General features: G+C 38.7%; 11 protein-coding genes. 7 read left to right on the forward strand and 4 right to left on the reverse strand.

The annotated features are described in order from the left end of the window. Position 1 precedes the first annotated feature (1 nt). The 4 genes from dprA to QJV33_RS03005 all read left to right on the forward strand — a co-directional run bounded on the left by dprA (position 2) and on the right by QJV33_RS03005 (position 7,078). Positions 2-1,150, forward strand: a complete 1,149-nt coding sequence (gene dprA, locus QJV33_RS02990) for a DNA-processing protein DprA (RefSeq protein WP_281461926.1) — start codon at positions 2-4, stop codon at positions 1,148-1,150. A 168-nt stretch (positions 1,151-1,318) separates the two neighbouring features. Beyond that, complete coding sequence (topA, locus tag QJV33_RS02995) at positions 1,319-3,940, forward strand: type I DNA topoisomerase (RefSeq protein ID WP_281461927.1); 2,622 nt, start codon at positions 1,319-1,321, stop codon at positions 3,938-3,940. A 287-nt stretch (positions 3,941-4,227) separates the two neighbouring features. Continuing rightward, positions 4,228-5,739 (forward strand): S41 family peptidase, encoded by a 1,512-nt coding sequence (locus QJV33_RS03000; protein WP_281461928.1) that lies wholly within the window; start codon positions 4,228-4,230, stop codon positions 5,737-5,739. Positions 5,740-5,926: 187 nt separating this feature from the next. Continuing rightward, positions 5,927-7,078, forward strand: coding sequence for an OmpA family protein (locus tag QJV33_RS03005; protein WP_281461929.1), 1,152 nt, complete (start codon positions 5,927-5,929; stop codon positions 7,076-7,078). Positions 7,079-7,142: 64 nt separating this feature from the next. Here the strand turns inward: QJV33_RS03005 and cysK are convergent, their stop codons facing one another. Beyond that, positions 7,143-8,126, reverse strand: a complete 984-nt coding sequence (cysK, locus tag QJV33_RS03010) for a cysteine synthase A (RefSeq protein ID WP_281461930.1) — start codon at positions 8,124-8,126, stop codon at positions 7,143-7,145. Positions 8,127-8,298: 172 nt separating this feature from the next. Between cysK and QJV33_RS03015 the strand changes: the two genes are divergently transcribed. After that, the gene (locus QJV33_RS03015; RefSeq protein WP_281461931.1) at positions 8,299-8,748 is read left to right on the forward strand and encodes an RrF2 family transcriptional regulator; all 450 of its coding nucleotides are present in this window, start codon (positions 8,299-8,301) and stop codon (positions 8,746-8,748) included. 48 nt (positions 8,749-8,796) lie between these two features. Here the strand turns inward: QJV33_RS03015 and QJV33_RS03020 are convergent, their stop codons facing one another. Then, a complete protein-coding gene (locus tag QJV33_RS03020; RefSeq protein ID WP_281461932.1) occupies positions 8,797-9,357 on the reverse strand; it encodes a hypothetical protein in 561 nt (186 codons plus the stop codon). 408 nt (positions 9,358-9,765) lie between these two features. On the opposite strand from QJV33_RS03020, the gene QJV33_RS03025 reads away from it, so the two are divergent. Both QJV33_RS03025 and parE read left to right on the forward strand, forming a co-directional pair. Next, positions 9,766-10,317 (forward strand): hypothetical protein, encoded by a 552-nt coding sequence (locus QJV33_RS03025; protein ID WP_281461933.1) that lies wholly within the window; start codon positions 9,766-9,768, stop codon positions 10,315-10,317. 66 nt (positions 10,318-10,383) lie between these two features. Then, positions 10,384-12,390 (forward strand): DNA topoisomerase IV subunit B, encoded by a 2,007-nt coding sequence (gene parE, locus QJV33_RS03030; protein ID WP_281461934.1) that lies wholly within the window; start codon positions 10,384-10,386, stop codon positions 12,388-12,390. A 356-nt stretch (positions 12,391-12,746) separates the two neighbouring features. Here parE and fumC read toward each other — a convergent pair whose 3' ends face one another. Together fumC and QJV33_RS03040 are read right to left on the reverse strand one after the other, a co-directional pair. Continuing rightward, complete coding sequence (gene fumC / locus QJV33_RS03035; RefSeq protein ID WP_281461935.1) at positions 12,747-14,198, reverse strand: class II fumarate hydratase; 1,452 nt, start codon at positions 14,196-14,198, stop codon at positions 12,747-12,749. Positions 14,199-14,307: 109 nt separating this feature from the next. Next, positions 14,308-15,849 (reverse strand): complex I subunit 4 family protein, encoded by a 1,542-nt coding sequence (locus QJV33_RS03040; protein WP_281461936.1) that lies wholly within the window; start codon positions 15,847-15,849, stop codon positions 14,308-14,310. Positions 15,850-15,942 lie beyond the last annotated feature (93 nt).

Raw genomic sequence — 15,942 nt, forward strand, 5'->3', positions numbered from 1 at the left:
AATGACCTCCAATAACCTGTCTATTCAAAAGCTATCTTCTTATTTAAGACTTGCAAGAACAGACGGTATTGGAGCCATTCGCTTTCATCAGCTGTTAAAAAAATATCGTACGCCCGAAGCAGCTTTGGACATATTGCCTTCTCTAATCAGAAATAAAAAAACATCTGCGTTTTTTTCGCCACCACCTTTATCTGTTATCGTTAAGGAAATTGAGAAAACTTTTGAACTGCAAGGACAGTTTCTAATTCATGGATTTGAGGATTATCCCCCATTATTAAGTCAATTAGATGACGCGCCGCCAGTTCTTACCATCCTCGGAAATATCGAGTTTCTTCATAAACAAAATATTGCAATTGTTGGAGCCAGAAATGCGTCTATGCATGGTATCAGAGTTGCAGAAAGTCTGGCTGCTGATCTAGCTGCACATTCTATTGGTGTCACTTCTGGTCTTGCCAGAGGCATCGATCAAGCCGCACATAAAGGGGCTTTATATACTGGCTTTACGATTGCAGCGATTGCATGTGGAGTTGACATCGTTTACCCAACAGAACACGAAAAATTACAAAAGCAAATCGCTGAAAAAGGCGTTATCGTATCAGAATTTCCGTTGGGAACCCCTCCTCAAACCACCCATTTCCCACGTAGGAACAGATTAATTGCAGGATTGTGCCATGGATGTGTCGTCATTGAGGCTGCCCTTAATTCTGGCAGTTTGATTACAAGCAAACTTGCGCTGGATTATAATAAACCTATTTTTGCTGTGCCCGGTTCGCCTTTAGATCCGCGTTGTAAAGGCAGCAATAACCTTTTAAGAATGGGCGCGGTTTTAACAGAAAATGCTTTGGATATTCTTCCAGAACTTTCATCATTGCTTATCAACAAGAATAAACCTTTTAAACCTGATTTATTTGCTAATATTAATCCGCCTATTGAAACCATCAACGATCAACCAACCGATATTACTCAGGAAACGACAGGCAATTCAATAGAAAAAGACATCATCGCTTTATTATCCACTACACCGACCCCTATTGATTTAATCATTCGTCACCTTTCTTATTCTGCAACTGAAATACTTAGCACAGTTACTTTACTTGAGATTAATAACAAAATTATCTTTCAACATAATGGATATATGTTAACTTCCTAAAATTATTACTGGTTTGTTAAAAATCTCTTTCATATCTTTACAAGAACACTACCAAACATTATTACAAGGCAATTAAATAACATTTGCTTCTTTGAAAAAAAACGATATGATTTTGTTTTTTATATTTTCGACTGCTTACTTTTCATTTTATTCTCGTCTGGAGAAGCAATGACAGACGTCATTATAGTAGAATCCCCTGCTAAGGCTAAAACAATTAATAAATACCTTGGCAATCAATATACTGTTCTTGCCTCTTTTGGTCATGTGCGCGACCTACCACCCAAAGATGGCAGCGTGCGCCCTGACGAAGATTTCGCTATGGATTGGGCTGCGGATGAACGTGGTACAAAGCAAATCAAAGCCATTTCACAAGCGCTGAAAGGGGCTAAAAACCTCTATCTCGCCACTGACCCTGATCGTGAAGGTGAAGCAATTTCATGGCATGTTCGGGCAATGTTAGAGGACAAAAAACTCCTTAAAAACATCAATGTTGAACGGGTAACTTTTAATGAAATTACTAAACAAGCCGTTCAACATGCGATGCAAAATCCTCGAGAACTCGATCAACCCCTTATTGAAGCTTATCTTGCTCGTCGTGCCTTGGATTATTTGGTTGGCTTTACCCTTTCGCCTATTTTATGGAGAAAACTGCCTGGCTCTCGCAGTGCCGGACGCGTGCAATCGGTGGCTTTACGCCTGATTTGCGAACGTGAAGCAGAAATTGAAATATTCAAATCCAAAGAATATTGGACCATTAGTGGTACGTTTTTAACGTCTGAAAATGCTGCATTCACAGCCAAGTTAACGCAATTCAAAAGTGCAAAATTAGAACAATTTGATCTTAGTAATGAAGAACTTGCACAACAAGCGGTCAAAGTCCTTCAAAAAGAAAAATTTGCTGTTCAAGCCGTTGAACGAAAAAAAACCAAACGCAATCCAGCTCCTCCGTTTACGACGTCTACTTTGCAACAAGAAGCTTCTCGTAAATTACATATGAGCGCACAAAATACGATGCGCACAGCCCAACAGCTTTATGAGGGGGTTGATCTTGGCGGGGAAACGGTTGGATTAATTACTTATATGAGAACAGACGGCGTGCAAATGGCAAGCGAAGCCATTGCCTCTATTCGTCAACATATTGAAACTCAATTTGGGGATAAATATCTACCTTCCAAGCCCCGTCATTATACAAGCAAAGCAAAAAATGCCCAAGAGGCACATGAAGCAATACGACCAACGAATATCAGTTATACTCCAGATCAAATTACTGATTATTTAACACCAGATCAAAAAAAGCTCTATGAATTAATCTGGAAACGTGCCGTTGCAAGCCAAATGCAATCTGCAGAATTAGATCAAGTTGCAGTAACGCTTGCCAATCCAAGCAAAGAGCATTTATTCAGAGCAACAGGCTCTATGATTGCCTTTGATGGTTTCTTGAAACTTTATAAAGATATTGTTGACGATCAAGAAAAAGACCCAGCTAAACAAGAAAATTCTACAATGTTGCCCTCTATGAAAGAAGGCGAGAGCACCTCAACCAAAACAATCATACCCGAACAGCATTTTACACAGCCCCCTCCTCGTTACAGTGAGGCGTCTCTCGTAAAAAAAATGGAAGAGCTGGGTATTGGTAGACCCTCTACTTATGCTTCTATTTTAGGAGTGTTGCGTGATCGAGAGTATGTAACGCTTGAAAATCGATATTTCATCCCACAAGATCGTGGAAGGTTGGTCACAGCTTTTCTAACGTCTTTCTTTAAACGTTATGTAGATGTTGATTTCACAGCTAATTTAGAAGAAAAATTAGATGAAATTTCCGACAGTAAAATTAACTGGAAAAAAGTTCTAAGAGATTTCTGGGATGATTTTTCTAAAGCAATCGAACAAACAAAAGATCTCAAAATTTCCAATGTCATTGATGCGTTGGATCATGATTTGGGCAATCATTTTTTTGCAGAATCAACCGATGGTACTGACCCACGTAAATGTCCAGCTTGTGAAAGTGGAAAACTACACCTTAAACTTGGTCGATATGGTGCTTTCATAGGGTGTACAAACTATCCAAAATGCCAATATACCCGTCGACTAGCCGTTGATGGTGCCAATCCAGAAGAAGATGAGAGCTTAAAAGAAGGTTCTCGCACTCTTGGCAATCACCCTGATACAAATGAAGCGATTGTTTTAAAACGGGGTCCTTATGGACTCTATATTCAATGTGGTGAAGCGGATCCTGAAAATAAAAAGAAAAAGCCTAAACGTGCAACCATACCCAAAGGAATGGATGGGAATACAATTACGTTATCAGACGCTATTGGATTGTTATCTCTGCCTCGCACTTTAGGGGAATATCCAACAACTGGCGAGGTCATCCAAGCTGGTTTGGGTCCATTTGGACCTTATATTAAGGTTGGTAATATTTTTGCTTCTTTGGATAAAACAGATAATGTTTTGACTGTTGACCTTCCACGTGCGTTAGAAGTCGTTGAGAAAAAGATGGCTTCTATTCACAATTTAGGACCACATCCAAAAGATAAAGAACCGATTTTGTTAAGAAAAGGACGTTTTGGGTTCTATTTACAGCATAAAAAAACAGTTGCTCCTTTACCAAAAGGTGATAACGGCGACAATCTTACCCTAGAAACAGCAGTTTCTATTTTAGAAGAAAAAGGTAAAGCCACCAAAGAAAAAACAAAAAAGAAAAAAACAACAACAACTTCTACAGCTAAAAAAACAACGAGCGCGACTACTAAAAAAGCAGCCCCTCGTAAAAAAGCAAAGAAAGACTAGGACCACATGATTGTTATGTATATTTTATGTAACAATCAGTGTATTTTTATCACAACATTCACATTTATATCAATAATCTCTGTTCTTTTTGGTGAAGTTCTGTACTTAATATCTTTTGTAATTTTTATTGCTCACCTTACTTTAATCGGAGAAATACGATTCTAGTCCTATTAAGGCAAACAACATTTCCATGTATTGAAACTGTTGCGGTGCAACTTATCCTTTTAATAATACCGTGTTGTAAACGACTTTTAAAAATATTACTTGTCGTTAGTTTTTTAATAGCGATGAGTTGTTCTATTGCCATTGCACAACAACCTCAATCCAATGCCGTACATTCAAACGACAAAGACTTCAATCAAAGTAATTTAGTTAATATTATCGCAACAGCATTAACATTTTTGCAGCCAAGAACGCTGGATGAACATTCTATAGAACAATTATGCTTATGGGGACTAAACGGTTTAAACGCAATTGACCCTGCTTTTTCTATCAAAGAGGAAAAAGGACAGTTAAATTTATATAAAGCCCAAAAACTCGTTTATAGCACAGCAGTCCCTCCATCAGCTGATAACATCAAATTATGGTCACAAAGCGTTATCAATATCTGGTATAATGCTTGGCAAAATTCAACAACAATTCAATCTATTGGCAAACAGGCAATCATACAGGCATTCTTTGACGAATTATTCGATCATATGGATCCATATTCCCGTTATGTTGCCCCCAGTTCTGCGATCACTGATCGTGATATACGTGATGGTGGTGATGCCAGTGCAGGGATTTCTTTGATAAAACAAGGAAGTTATTTTATTATATCTTCAATCAATCCCAATGGTCCTTCTTGGGAGACCAAAATAATGGTTGGTCAGCGTTTATATGCTGTTGATGAAAAAAAAACAGCCAAAGAATCATTAGATACGGTTAAAAAATGGTTAAAAGGTAAAGAAAACACACCTCTCTCTTTAACAGTTGGCGCGGTTGGTAGCTCAAAAACCAAAATAGTTCGTATAAAAAGAGCTTCTGTTCCTCCCGCCACTGTTTTTGCATTTACCAGTAATAATATTGTTATGCTGAAGATCACTTCTTTTTCAACAGATACAGCCGAAGAAATCAGCCAATATCTCGATCAAGCAATGCAAGATATGAAAATCAAAGGCTTGATTATTGATCTTCGGGGCAATCGTGGCGGTGTATTACAACAAGCCATTACCAGTGCAGCCTTGTTATTAGATAATGGTATTGCGGCGACCACGCAGGGGCGCTTTGATGACGCAAATCATATTTGGGCTGTTCAAGGCGGAGACCTTACCCAAGGGATTCCTATTGTCATATTAGTAGATGGGCATACAGCTAGTGCAGCAGAAATCTTGGCAGCAGCGCTGGCAGATCATAAAAGAGCAGTCGTTGTAGGTAGCACAACTTTGGGCAAAGGATTGGTTCAAACCATTGCACAACTTCCCGATGAAGGTGAGCTATTTGTTACGTGGAGTCGTGTTCTGGCACCACTAGGATGGCCTCTTCAAGGATTAGGGGTCATGCCGCAATTATGCACCAGCCGTGGACAGCAATTTATAAAAAAACAAGTTGATTCTTTAAAAACACCGTTCCCTTTTTATAAAGATAGTGTCATTTCATCTCGCAAAGCACGTGCTCCTTTGGATGCAAAAACCATTCAAACTATTCGCAGTGCCTGCCCTGCTGCTTTGGGAACGGACGCTGACCTTGATATCGCAAATATGTTAATCCTTAAACCAACGCTTTATAAACAATTACTAAATTTTATCCCTAATGAATAAGTTTTATGGCTTAATTTATTTACTTATACTTAAAAATCATGAGGAATATGTGATGTTTGTATGACAAAAAGAAACTTTTTATGAAAAAATATTTTTTTTACTTCTTTCTTACAAAAAAACACGCTATTCCAAAATGACATTGTACTAAACAACAGCAGCTACACTTAACAGGAGTTTAAAGGTTAAGATGAATTTACGCTTTCGTCTATTAATGACATCCCTATTCAGCCTTTCAGCATCTTATTGTGTAATCCCTTTCTTAGCCTCTACTGCTAAAGCACAGCCCGTGCAAGGAATTTATGTTTCAGGGGCTGGCGGTGTCAGCTTTAACCAGGATCAAGTTGTTCGATTAAACAAATTTATGCCAGGTGGACGAGACAAATATACGCCCGGTGCAACCGCAGTCACAAGCCTTGGTTATGGTCTTGGTAATGGTTTTCGTGTTGAAATCGAAGGAAACTATCGTAATAACCCACTAAGATATCAGAATCTAGGTTCTTATAAAGCTTGGGGGCAAGGACGCCAACAAACGTACGGGTTTATGGCAAATGCTCTTTTTGATATGGACGTTGGTAGCCCCTATATATTCCCTTATTTCGGTGCTGGTATCGGATATGGATGGTCATCTATGAACGGGGTAAGACTTCGCACTACGGATAATCGTCTTACAGAGCATCTCGGTGGAACATTTGGTAATTTTTCCTATCAAGCAATTGGGGGATTGTCTTTCCCGACACCTTGGGTTGTAGGACTGTCATTCACTACGGAATATCGTTTCTGGACAATGTTAGGACCGCAAAGTCATACTGCTGATGTTTGGGGAACGCAAGGCGGATATAACACCACCCATGCTTATAGCCAAGCACGTGGAAATAGAGATACCACAACCTATTTCAACCATTCTATTTTACTGGGATTAAGATATGAATTTAATCCAGCCCCGCCTCCTACTCAACCTGTTGAGGCTGCCCCAACGGTTCCATCTTCAAGAAAATCACGTACTTACTTGGTATTCTTTGCATGGGATAGTTATGCGCTGAACAATCATGCAATCTCTATCGTCAAAGAAGCGGCTCAAGCATATAATAGCGTTCGTAGTACACGTATTGAAGCTGACGGATATACAGATACTTCGGCAGCACCAAATGAGCAAGGCAAACGATATAATGTTGCACTCTCTCTTAAAAGAGCGCGTGCAATCAAAGCTGAGTTGATTAAAAATGGTGTTCCAGCAAGCAACATTGATATTCACGGTTATGGATCAGAAAACCCATTAGTTCCAACAGGTTCTAATATTCGCGAAGCACAAAATCGACGTGTCGAAATTATTATACGTTAAGTTAATATGACCAATAAAAAGCGGGGTTATTTCCCCGCTTTTTTTTGCAGATTAATGTAATCTACTAGCCTAAATTATTAAATAACGGTGTTGATAGATACCGTTCTGCAAATGAAGGTGCTATAGCAACAATCATTTTACCTTTGTTTTCAGAACGAGACGCCAACATCAAACTAGCATGTAATGCTGCACCTGATGATATCCCAACTGGAATACCATCAAGACCAGCTAATCTACGAGAGGCAGCCAAAGCATCATTTTCTGAAACCATCAGAACTTGTTTAATCAAATCCATTTCCAGAACTTTTGGTTTAAAGCCAGCACCAATGCCTTGGATACCATGAGGACCAGGTTCTTCACCGTTTAATACAGCACTTTCAGCAGGCTCAACCCCATAGATTTCAATAGCTGAATTATGCTTTTTAAGCCCTTTTGCAATCCCTGTAACCGTACCACCTGTGCCAATACCAGCAACGACAATATCTACTTTGCCCTCTGTATCTTGCCAAATTTCTTCAGCAGTTGTGAATTCGTGCATCGTTGCATTAACTGGGTTTTCGAATTGCTTTGGCATCCATGCATTTGGAGTTGTCTCAACAATTTCTTCCGCACGTGCAATTGCCCCTGCCATTCCTAAATGCCCGGGGGTTAACTCTAGCTGAGCATCCAAAAAGCGCATCATTTTTCGACGTTCGATAGAGGCTTTTTCAGGCATAGTTACAATTAAACGATACCCTCTTGCTGCAGCAACAAAAGCCAAACCGATGCCAGTATTTCCAGATGTAGGCTCAACCAAAATTGTCTTATGTGGGCTGATAATTCCATCTGCTTCAGCTTGTAAGACCATTGCGGCTGCAAGCCGATCTTTGACGGATGCCAAAGGGTTAAAACACTCTAGTTTAAGTAAAATGTCCGCAGCAACTTGATCTTTTTTTAACAAATTCGAAGGACGTACCAAAGGTGTCCCACCAATAGTTTCCAATAATGAATTATATACTCTTCCTCTTGCCTTTGAGAAGCCAAAATCATTCCCATGAATATTTACCATTTAATTTAACCTTTAATTATAAATGTTATAATTCAACATATTACTATATTTTATTGTATATAATATAATTTTTTGTACAAAAACCCTATTTTTTTTACTAAAATACTATAATATCTAATTTTAATGATATTAAATATTTTTTAATGTTCAATTATTAATTGTGGAAAGATTTATGCTTTTAAGACAAGATCGAGCGATAATTGCTCTTTTAATCGTGACAGATGTTGCTTTTTATTCCAGTCAAAACAATACAGTCAGTGCTGCCGATATATCAACAAGAACCACGCTGCCTAAACGCAGTATTGAACCTTTATTACAATTACTTTCTAAAGCCTCTATTTTGGAAAGTACCAGAGGTCCCCACGGCGGATATCATCTTGCCAAACCAAAGCGGCTAATTACCGTTGCGAGTATAATACAAGCGATTTCTGTTCAAGAAAAAGAAAAATACACAGAAATCTTATCCCCTTTATACCAACAAGTTATCAAACCCTTTTGGGAGGAAACAGATCATAAAATATTAAAAGATGCTGCAAAAGTAACATTACAAGATTTAATCAAATCAGCAGAAGAGAAAGGGATGAAAAGACCTCGCCCTAATCCGATTTATTTTACCATATAAAATAAATATGAAATCAATTGATCTCATATTTATTTTTAATGTAATAGACTATTTTTTCTTAACCGTAGAATGACGTGTTGTCTTTTTACGAGTTGATGATTTAGCTTTTTTACTGGTTGTTTTTGCGCTACTTACAGGTGCTGTAACAGCAGGTTTTGGAACTTGAACCCCGGTATTATCAACAGTGACGTCAACAAGCAGTGATGTTCTTTTTGCACCGTCTTTGTTTATTAGACTTGCTGTAAATTTATCTGCACCAGCATATGCCATTGTTGGTGTGTAACGGACATAAGTACGATTGTCATAATTGTACAAAAATGTTTTTCCGTTTTCAGGTGCTGCTATCAACCCAAAAGAAGCAAATGAACCACTTGCCTCTGGATCTTTGACAACAAATTCACATTGTCCATCATCACTGCGTACAGCCATAGTTGTTTTCCAACTACCGTCTTTTTCTTTGACAATTGGCGTTACTTTACACACAGCGGAACGTTTTGTGTATTTAAACGGATTATTTGCCTCACTATCAGAAGAGGTAAGCTGCTGATTTTGACATGCGGTTAAGGCAAACCCTAAACCAACCAAAACTAAAGATAATTGAAGACGCACGTACTAGCCCCCATTGCATTAAACGAAAAACGATTTTTCGTTTTATGATTACTAATCAAACCATTTATTTATAAAAAACTATATCAAAGACTTACCCTGATCCCAAGCAATGTTTATTATTAACAGAATATATTGATATAATTTTAATATTTTACATAACCTTTAATCATTTATCAAAGATAAAACAATGCTTTTTTATACTGGATGTTCAGTTAATGTAAAGCATAATAAACTATTGCATTATATTGAATACCTGCTATATCGAAAAAGCAAATCATATGAACTGATACAGGTTTGAGTTGCTAAGAAAATAAAAATAGCTGAAAAAAATTACCGAATCGGTTATTTTATATATTCATTTGATATATTCTTATAATCATTGTCCTTTGTCCTGATTTGGAGAATTGAATGTCTTTTTCAATTAAACGTCTTGCTCTTTCTGGGGTTATTCTTAGCGGCCTTGTTATTGGTCAAATTAGTATTGCAAATGCGGCTTGCCGCACCTCCTCTGCTCATGATGCTTTTAACGTCGAAGGTTTAAAAAGCGAGCTGATGGTAACCGCTTTATCTTGTAAAGCACAAGATCAATATAATGGCTTCATTAAACAATTTGGCTCCATTGTGAATGATCAAGAAAGCCAATTAAAGCGGCATTTTCGTACAACTTATGGACGTAGTGCCCAAAAAGCACAAGATGATTATATTACCCAGCTAGCAAATGTTCAATCTTCTCAAGGATTAAAAGCAGGAACAATTTTCTGTTTACAAAGAATGAGCATGTTTGACGAGCTTAAACCTTTAAAAACAGCAACAGATTTGTCCCAGTACGCAGAAGCAAAAGATATTGCACAACCGACCTCTATCGAAGTGTGTGATGCCCCTACTTCTTCCTCTAAAAATAGATCAAAATCTAACAAAAAACACACCGTCCGCCATACAAAAAAATCAGCCAAAAAATAACATTAAATTAAGAAAGATGAAGAAAATAGTGTGTAAAATTGTGCCGTTTATAGGAACAGTAACAATATGAGCGATTTATTTTCTTCTAACGATTCTGAGAACTCTCAACAACCAGCGGCAACAGCATCTACGACAAATAGCTACAGTGCAAATGATATTGAGGTTCTTGAAGGACTCGAGCCTGTTCGCAGACGGCCAGGAATGTATATCGGTGGTACAGATGATGCAGCATATCATCACATGGCTGCCGAGATCCTTGATAACTCGATGGATGAAGCGGTTGGAGGGTTTGCCAATCTTATTTATGTAAGATTAGATATAGGCAATAAGCTAACCATTCGCGACAATGGTCGTGGCATTCCCGTTGATCCCCATCCCAAATTCAAAGATAAATCAGCACTAGAAGTTATTCTTACCACTTTACATGCTGGTGGGAAATTCTCTAACAAAGTATATAATACTGCTGGTGGTTTGCACGGCGTAGGCTCATCGGTCGTGAATGCCCTTTCCTCTTGGATGGAAGTTGAAATCGCTAGGGATAAAATACTTTGGAAGCAAACCTACGAACGTGGCAACCCTGTTACAGCATTGATCCAAGTTGGTCCAATCCAGAATCGTCGCGGTACTCAAATCAGCTTTATCCCTGACACCGAAATATTTGGTGATATTCATTTTTCTCCAAAACAACTTTTCAAATTATGTCGTGCCAAAGCCTTCCTATTCAAAGGGGTTACTATTCGTTGGTCATGTGATGAAACGCTTCTTAAAAATAGTGATATTCCAGCGCAAGCAACACTCCATTTCCCAAATGGATTAGAAGATAGTCTAAAAGAAGAAATTGATTTAAATAACCTTGTTTGCCCTATTTGGTCAGGGGATTTCGCCCTTCCAACAGATACAGAGGGTAAAGATACAGGTCGTATTGAATGGTCAATTGCATGGTTGACCAAAGGCGACTCTTCCCTAAGTTCTTTTTGTAATACAATCCCCACTCCATTAGGTGGAACACATGAGCAAGGGTTCAAAAATGCCTTACTGAAAGGCATCAGAGCTTGGGGCGATCAACGTTCTAATAAACGTGCTTCAATTATAACTGGTGATGATGTCCTAGGATCACTTGCAGCCAAGCTATCTGTATTTATCCGTGATCCTGAGTTTCAAGGGCAAACCAAAGAGAAGTTAAGCTCCAAAGAAACCGTCAAACTTGTTGAAACGGCATTACGTGATCGACTAGATCATTGGTTGGCTGCTGATCCAAACCAAGCCGATACATTATTTGCCGCGATTTTAGAAAAGGCTGAAGAACGTCTACGTCGTAAAGAAGCCAAAGATACTCCACGCAAAAGTGCGACCAAACGTTTACGCTTACCTGGTAAATTGACAGACTGCACCAAAGAAAACGCAGCCATTACCGAAATCTTCATTGTTGAAGGGGATTCTGCTGGTGGTTCTGCAAAACAAGCGCGTAATCGTGAAACGCAAGCGATTTTGCCCTTACGTGGAAAAATTCTGAACGTAGCCAGTGCCTCTAATCAAAAGCTGAATAATAATCAAGAGTTAAAAGACTTAATCGAAGCGCTAGGATGTGGTATTGGCTCCTATTTCAATATCGACAAATTACGCTATGGTCGCATTATTATTATGACTGATGCTGATGTTGATGGCGCCCATATTGCATCTTTGTTAATGACGTTTTTCTATCAAGAATTGCCCGAGCTCATCCATCAAGGAAAACTGTATTTAGCACAACCTCCCCTATACAGATTAACTCAAGGGGAAAAAAGTATCTATGCAATGGATGATAAAGATAAAGAGAAAAAACAAAGTAAACTAAATCAAGGACGTGGAAAAGTCGAAGTTTCTCGCTTTAAAGGTTTGGGCGAAATGCCCCCAAAAGACCTCAAAGAAACAACCATGGATCCTAAACACAGAACTCTATTGAAAGTGACTATTCCTCAAGAGGAAACAGAGCTTACCGAAGAGCGTGTATCGAACCTCATGGGTAAAAAATCCGAAATGCGTTTTCAGTTTATTCAAGAACATGCTGGTTCTGTTGAGGCTTTAGACATTTAAAATTATTATACTGATATTATCTTATAATAGATATTCTGTATTCTTTTGCTCTTGTGACGCAAACATACGATCAGAAACGATCATATGTTATTTTATAACTATTAACAAAAATACTAAAATATTTACAAATATGACCGTAAGATAAAAGATATTGATCGTTTTTTGAATATTGCTCTACAAAAAAGAGATCACGTCCTTTTTATATAAATAACACATAATCTTATAATCATCTTCTGTTTGCTACAATTTCGATTTTCATTGTCATCTCCAAACCACATATTTGTTACAAAAATAAAGCAGTTAATTAAAATATATTAACTGCTTTATAATTATATTTAAATTCTAAAAAAGAAACCTTAAGCCCCTTCTACACCTTCACCAGCCATGAGTCGTGGTTTAATATGCTCATCGAATTGTTTTTCATCCAACAATCCTGTTTTCAATGCAGCTTCTTTTAAGCTTAATCCCTCAACATCACCCAGATGAGCAATTTTAGCAGCTCCATCATAACCAACAACAGGTGCCAACGCTGTTACCAACATTAATGAATTATCGATATAATGTTGGATACGTTTTTCATTTAAGGTCGTGCCTTCAACTGAGAATTCACGGAATGCTTTTGCTGCATCGGTTAATAAGCGGCTCGCATGCAATGCGTTCATAATCACCAATGGACGAGTTACGTTTAATTGCAAATTCCCTTGAGAGCCAGCAATCGCAACCGCAGCATCGAGTCCCATAATTTGCGTGCAAACCATAATCATAGCTTCACATTGTGTAGGATTTACTTTGCCAGGCATGATCGAAGACCCTGGTTCATTTTCTGGCAAATGCAATTCACCAAGCCCACAACGAGGACCAGAAGCCAACCAGCGTGTGTCATTGGCAATTTTCATCAACACTGTTGCCACACCGCGAAGCGCTGCCATCACAGCAACCATACCGTCCAATCCACCAAGGGCTGCAAATTTATTGGGTGCAGTAATAAAAGGTTGTCCCGTAATTTCAGAAATCTTTGCTGCAATCGCTTTAGAGAATCCTTTGGGCGCGTTCATTCCTGTTCCAACCGCAGTCCCCCCCGCAGCCAGTTCAAATACACCTCTTTCAGCTTCTTTGACACGAAGTAACGCATCTTTTAATTGATAAGCCCAACCAGACCATTCTTGACCAACAGTTAAAGGAACCGCATCTTGTAAATGTGTACGACCAATTTTAACAACTTCAAACCATTGTTCGGCTTTAGCTTCAATTGCTTTAACAAGTTTGCTTAACTCTGGGAAAAATTTCTTTTCTAGCTCCAAAGCCATCGCAACATGCATTGCTGTTGGGAAACTATCGTTTGAAGATTGCCCCATATTGACATGATCGTTTGGATGAACAGGTTTTTTAGAACCGATTTGACCACCTAGCAATTGAATAGCACGGTTAGCAATCACTTCATTGGCATTCATATTGGTTTGAGTACCAGACCCAGTCTGCCAAACACATAATGGAAAATGCTCATCCAACTCTCCATTTGCAGCTTCTTTAGAAGCCTGCACAATAGCTTCTGCAACGGTTTTATCCAAACGTCCAGCAGCTGCGTTGACTTGTGCTGCTGCACCTTTGACCACACCATAAGCATGATAGACCTCACGTGGCATGACATCACCACCAATATTAAAATGATGTAAAGACCGCTGCGTTTGTGCGCCCCAATATCGATCAGCTGGAACTTCAACAACCCCCATCGAATCGCTTTCTTGGCGATTTCCAGTTGCTTGAATACCAATTTCCACATAGTTGTAAGACGCTTTATCCTGAGCCATTGAAAAATTCCTTTTATTTATAGAATAACACATCATAAAAAAAACCCACTGCAAAGCCAAGGGCTGCAATGGGTTTTTCATCATTTAAAGGAATAAATTCCTTCACATTTTAGCGAACAATAGTTGAATGAACGTCTAAACTACTCACAGCAACATTGTGAACTTGAGAGGTTAACTCTGCAACTCGACTTGAGCTGGTAAAAGAAACAACTGCTGGATCAAAAACAGATAAGAAACTATTAGGATAAATTCCCATCCATAATGTTATCAAAGCCAAGGGGACAAGAATAGTTAACTCTCTGGCACTTAAATCACGCATATGACTGACTGCTGGTTTCACAACAGCACCAAAGATAACGCGACGATATAAAATCAGGGTGTAAATCGCACCTAAAATCATGGTGGATCCACCTAACAAAGCAATCCAGAAAGAGACTTGCAAAGCCCCCACCATCACCAATAATTCACCAACAAAAGCCCCTGTTCCTGGTAATCCAACATTTGCCATGATAAAAATCATCGCTAATATTGCAAGCCTTGGCATTTTACTGGCGACACCACCAAACTCGGTAATAGAACGGGTCTCGGCACGATAACTTACCGCTGCAATACACAAGAATAACGCTGCAATCACAACACCATGTGAAATCACTTGCATCAAAGCACCATTGATACCTTCAGCAGTCATAGAAAATAAGCCGATCGCAATCAATCCCATATGAGAGAAAGATGAATATGCCATCATGCGCTTAATATCTGTTTGTGCCAGCGCAATCACAGCACCATAAATCACAGCACAAACGCCCAGGATCATAATTAATAAAGAATAACGATGAGAAGCCTCTGGTAACATCAATACACAAAATCGTATTAACCCATAAGCACCTGCCTTTGACATCACACCAGAAACCAATAATGTCGTTGGTGCTGGACCTTCGGTATATGCATCGGGTAGCCAAGCATGCAAAGGGAACAAAGGCAATTTGACACCAAATGCCAAGATGAAACCCAGTAATAACCAGCCTTGAACAGTTCCAGAGAAAGATTGATGCATCAATACAGGAATATCAGTCGTGCCTGTATGAACCCATATCCACAAGATACCAATCATCATAAAGAGTGAACCAGTAAATGTGTATAAGAAGAATTTCAAAGATGCAAAAATACGTTTTGGGCCACCCCAAATCCCGATTAACATGCTGCTTGGAATTAATGTTGCTTCGTAAAAACAGTAAAAAACCACCATATCTAGCGAAGAGAACAAACCGACCAATGTGGTTTCAAGCAATAATATAGCGACCATATAATCACGAATACGATCAATAATCATTTGCCAAGCGGCTAAAATAGCAACCAATGTCAGTAAAGTAGACAGAATAATAAAGAATAAACTGATTCCATCAACCCCGACATGATAGGATACGCCATAGCCTTCCAACCAAGTGCTTTGATAATCAAATTGGTATCCAGGCAATGTTGGATCGAATTTGCTCCACATTACAATAGATAAACCAAAGACAACAACACTGATCCATAAAGCGATCCATCTTGCAGTACGTGCAACCTCTTCAGAAGATCCACGCATCAGGAAGATAATTAGAGCCCCAAGTAAGGGCAGATACGTTACGAGCGTAAGTAATACTGTGTGCACTGTATTCTCATTATTTTATTGATTCAAATACGATAATAAAAAGTTTATACATCTTTATAAGGGAATTGCCCAGAAATGATTTTAACTTTTTAG

The sequence above is a fragment of the Commensalibacter nepenthis genome (assembly GCF_029953305.1).
GTDB classification, from domain to species: Bacteria; Pseudomonadota; Alphaproteobacteria; order Acetobacterales; family Acetobacteraceae; genus Commensalibacter; species Commensalibacter nepenthis.

What these genes read in the sequence shown, in the direction of transcription:
- topA (WP_281461927.1), top strand. Translation starts at nt 1,319, where the DNA reads ATGACAGACGTCATTATAGTAGAATCCCCTGCTAAGGCTAAAACAATT.
- cysK (WP_281461930.1), bottom strand. Translation starts at nt 8,126, where the DNA reads ATGGTAAATATTCATGGGAATGATTTTGGCTTCTCAAAGGCAAGAGGA.
- QJV33_RS03005 (WP_281461929.1), top strand. Translation starts at nt 5,927, where the DNA reads ATGAATTTACGCTTTCGTCTATTAATGACATCCCTATTCAGCCTTTCA.
- QJV33_RS03025 (WP_281461933.1), top strand. Translation starts at nt 9,766, where the DNA reads ATGTCTTTTTCAATTAAACGTCTTGCTCTTTCTGGGGTTATTCTTAGC.
- dprA (WP_281461926.1), top strand. Translation starts at nt 2, where the DNA reads ATGACCTCCAATAACCTGTCTATTCAAAAGCTATCTTCTTATTTAAGA.
- fumC (WP_281461935.1), bottom strand. Translation starts at nt 14,198, where the DNA reads ATGGCTCAGGATAAAGCGTCTTACAACTATGTGGAAATTGGTATTCAA.
- QJV33_RS03000 (WP_281461928.1), top strand. Translation starts at nt 4,228, where the DNA reads ATGAGTTGTTCTATTGCCATTGCACAACAACCTCAATCCAATGCCGTA.
- parE (WP_281461934.1), top strand. Translation starts at nt 10,384, where the DNA reads ATGAGCGATTTATTTTCTTCTAACGATTCTGAGAACTCTCAACAACCA.
- QJV33_RS03015 (WP_281461931.1), top strand. Translation starts at nt 8,299, where the DNA reads ATGCTTTTAAGACAAGATCGAGCGATAATTGCTCTTTTAATCGTGACA.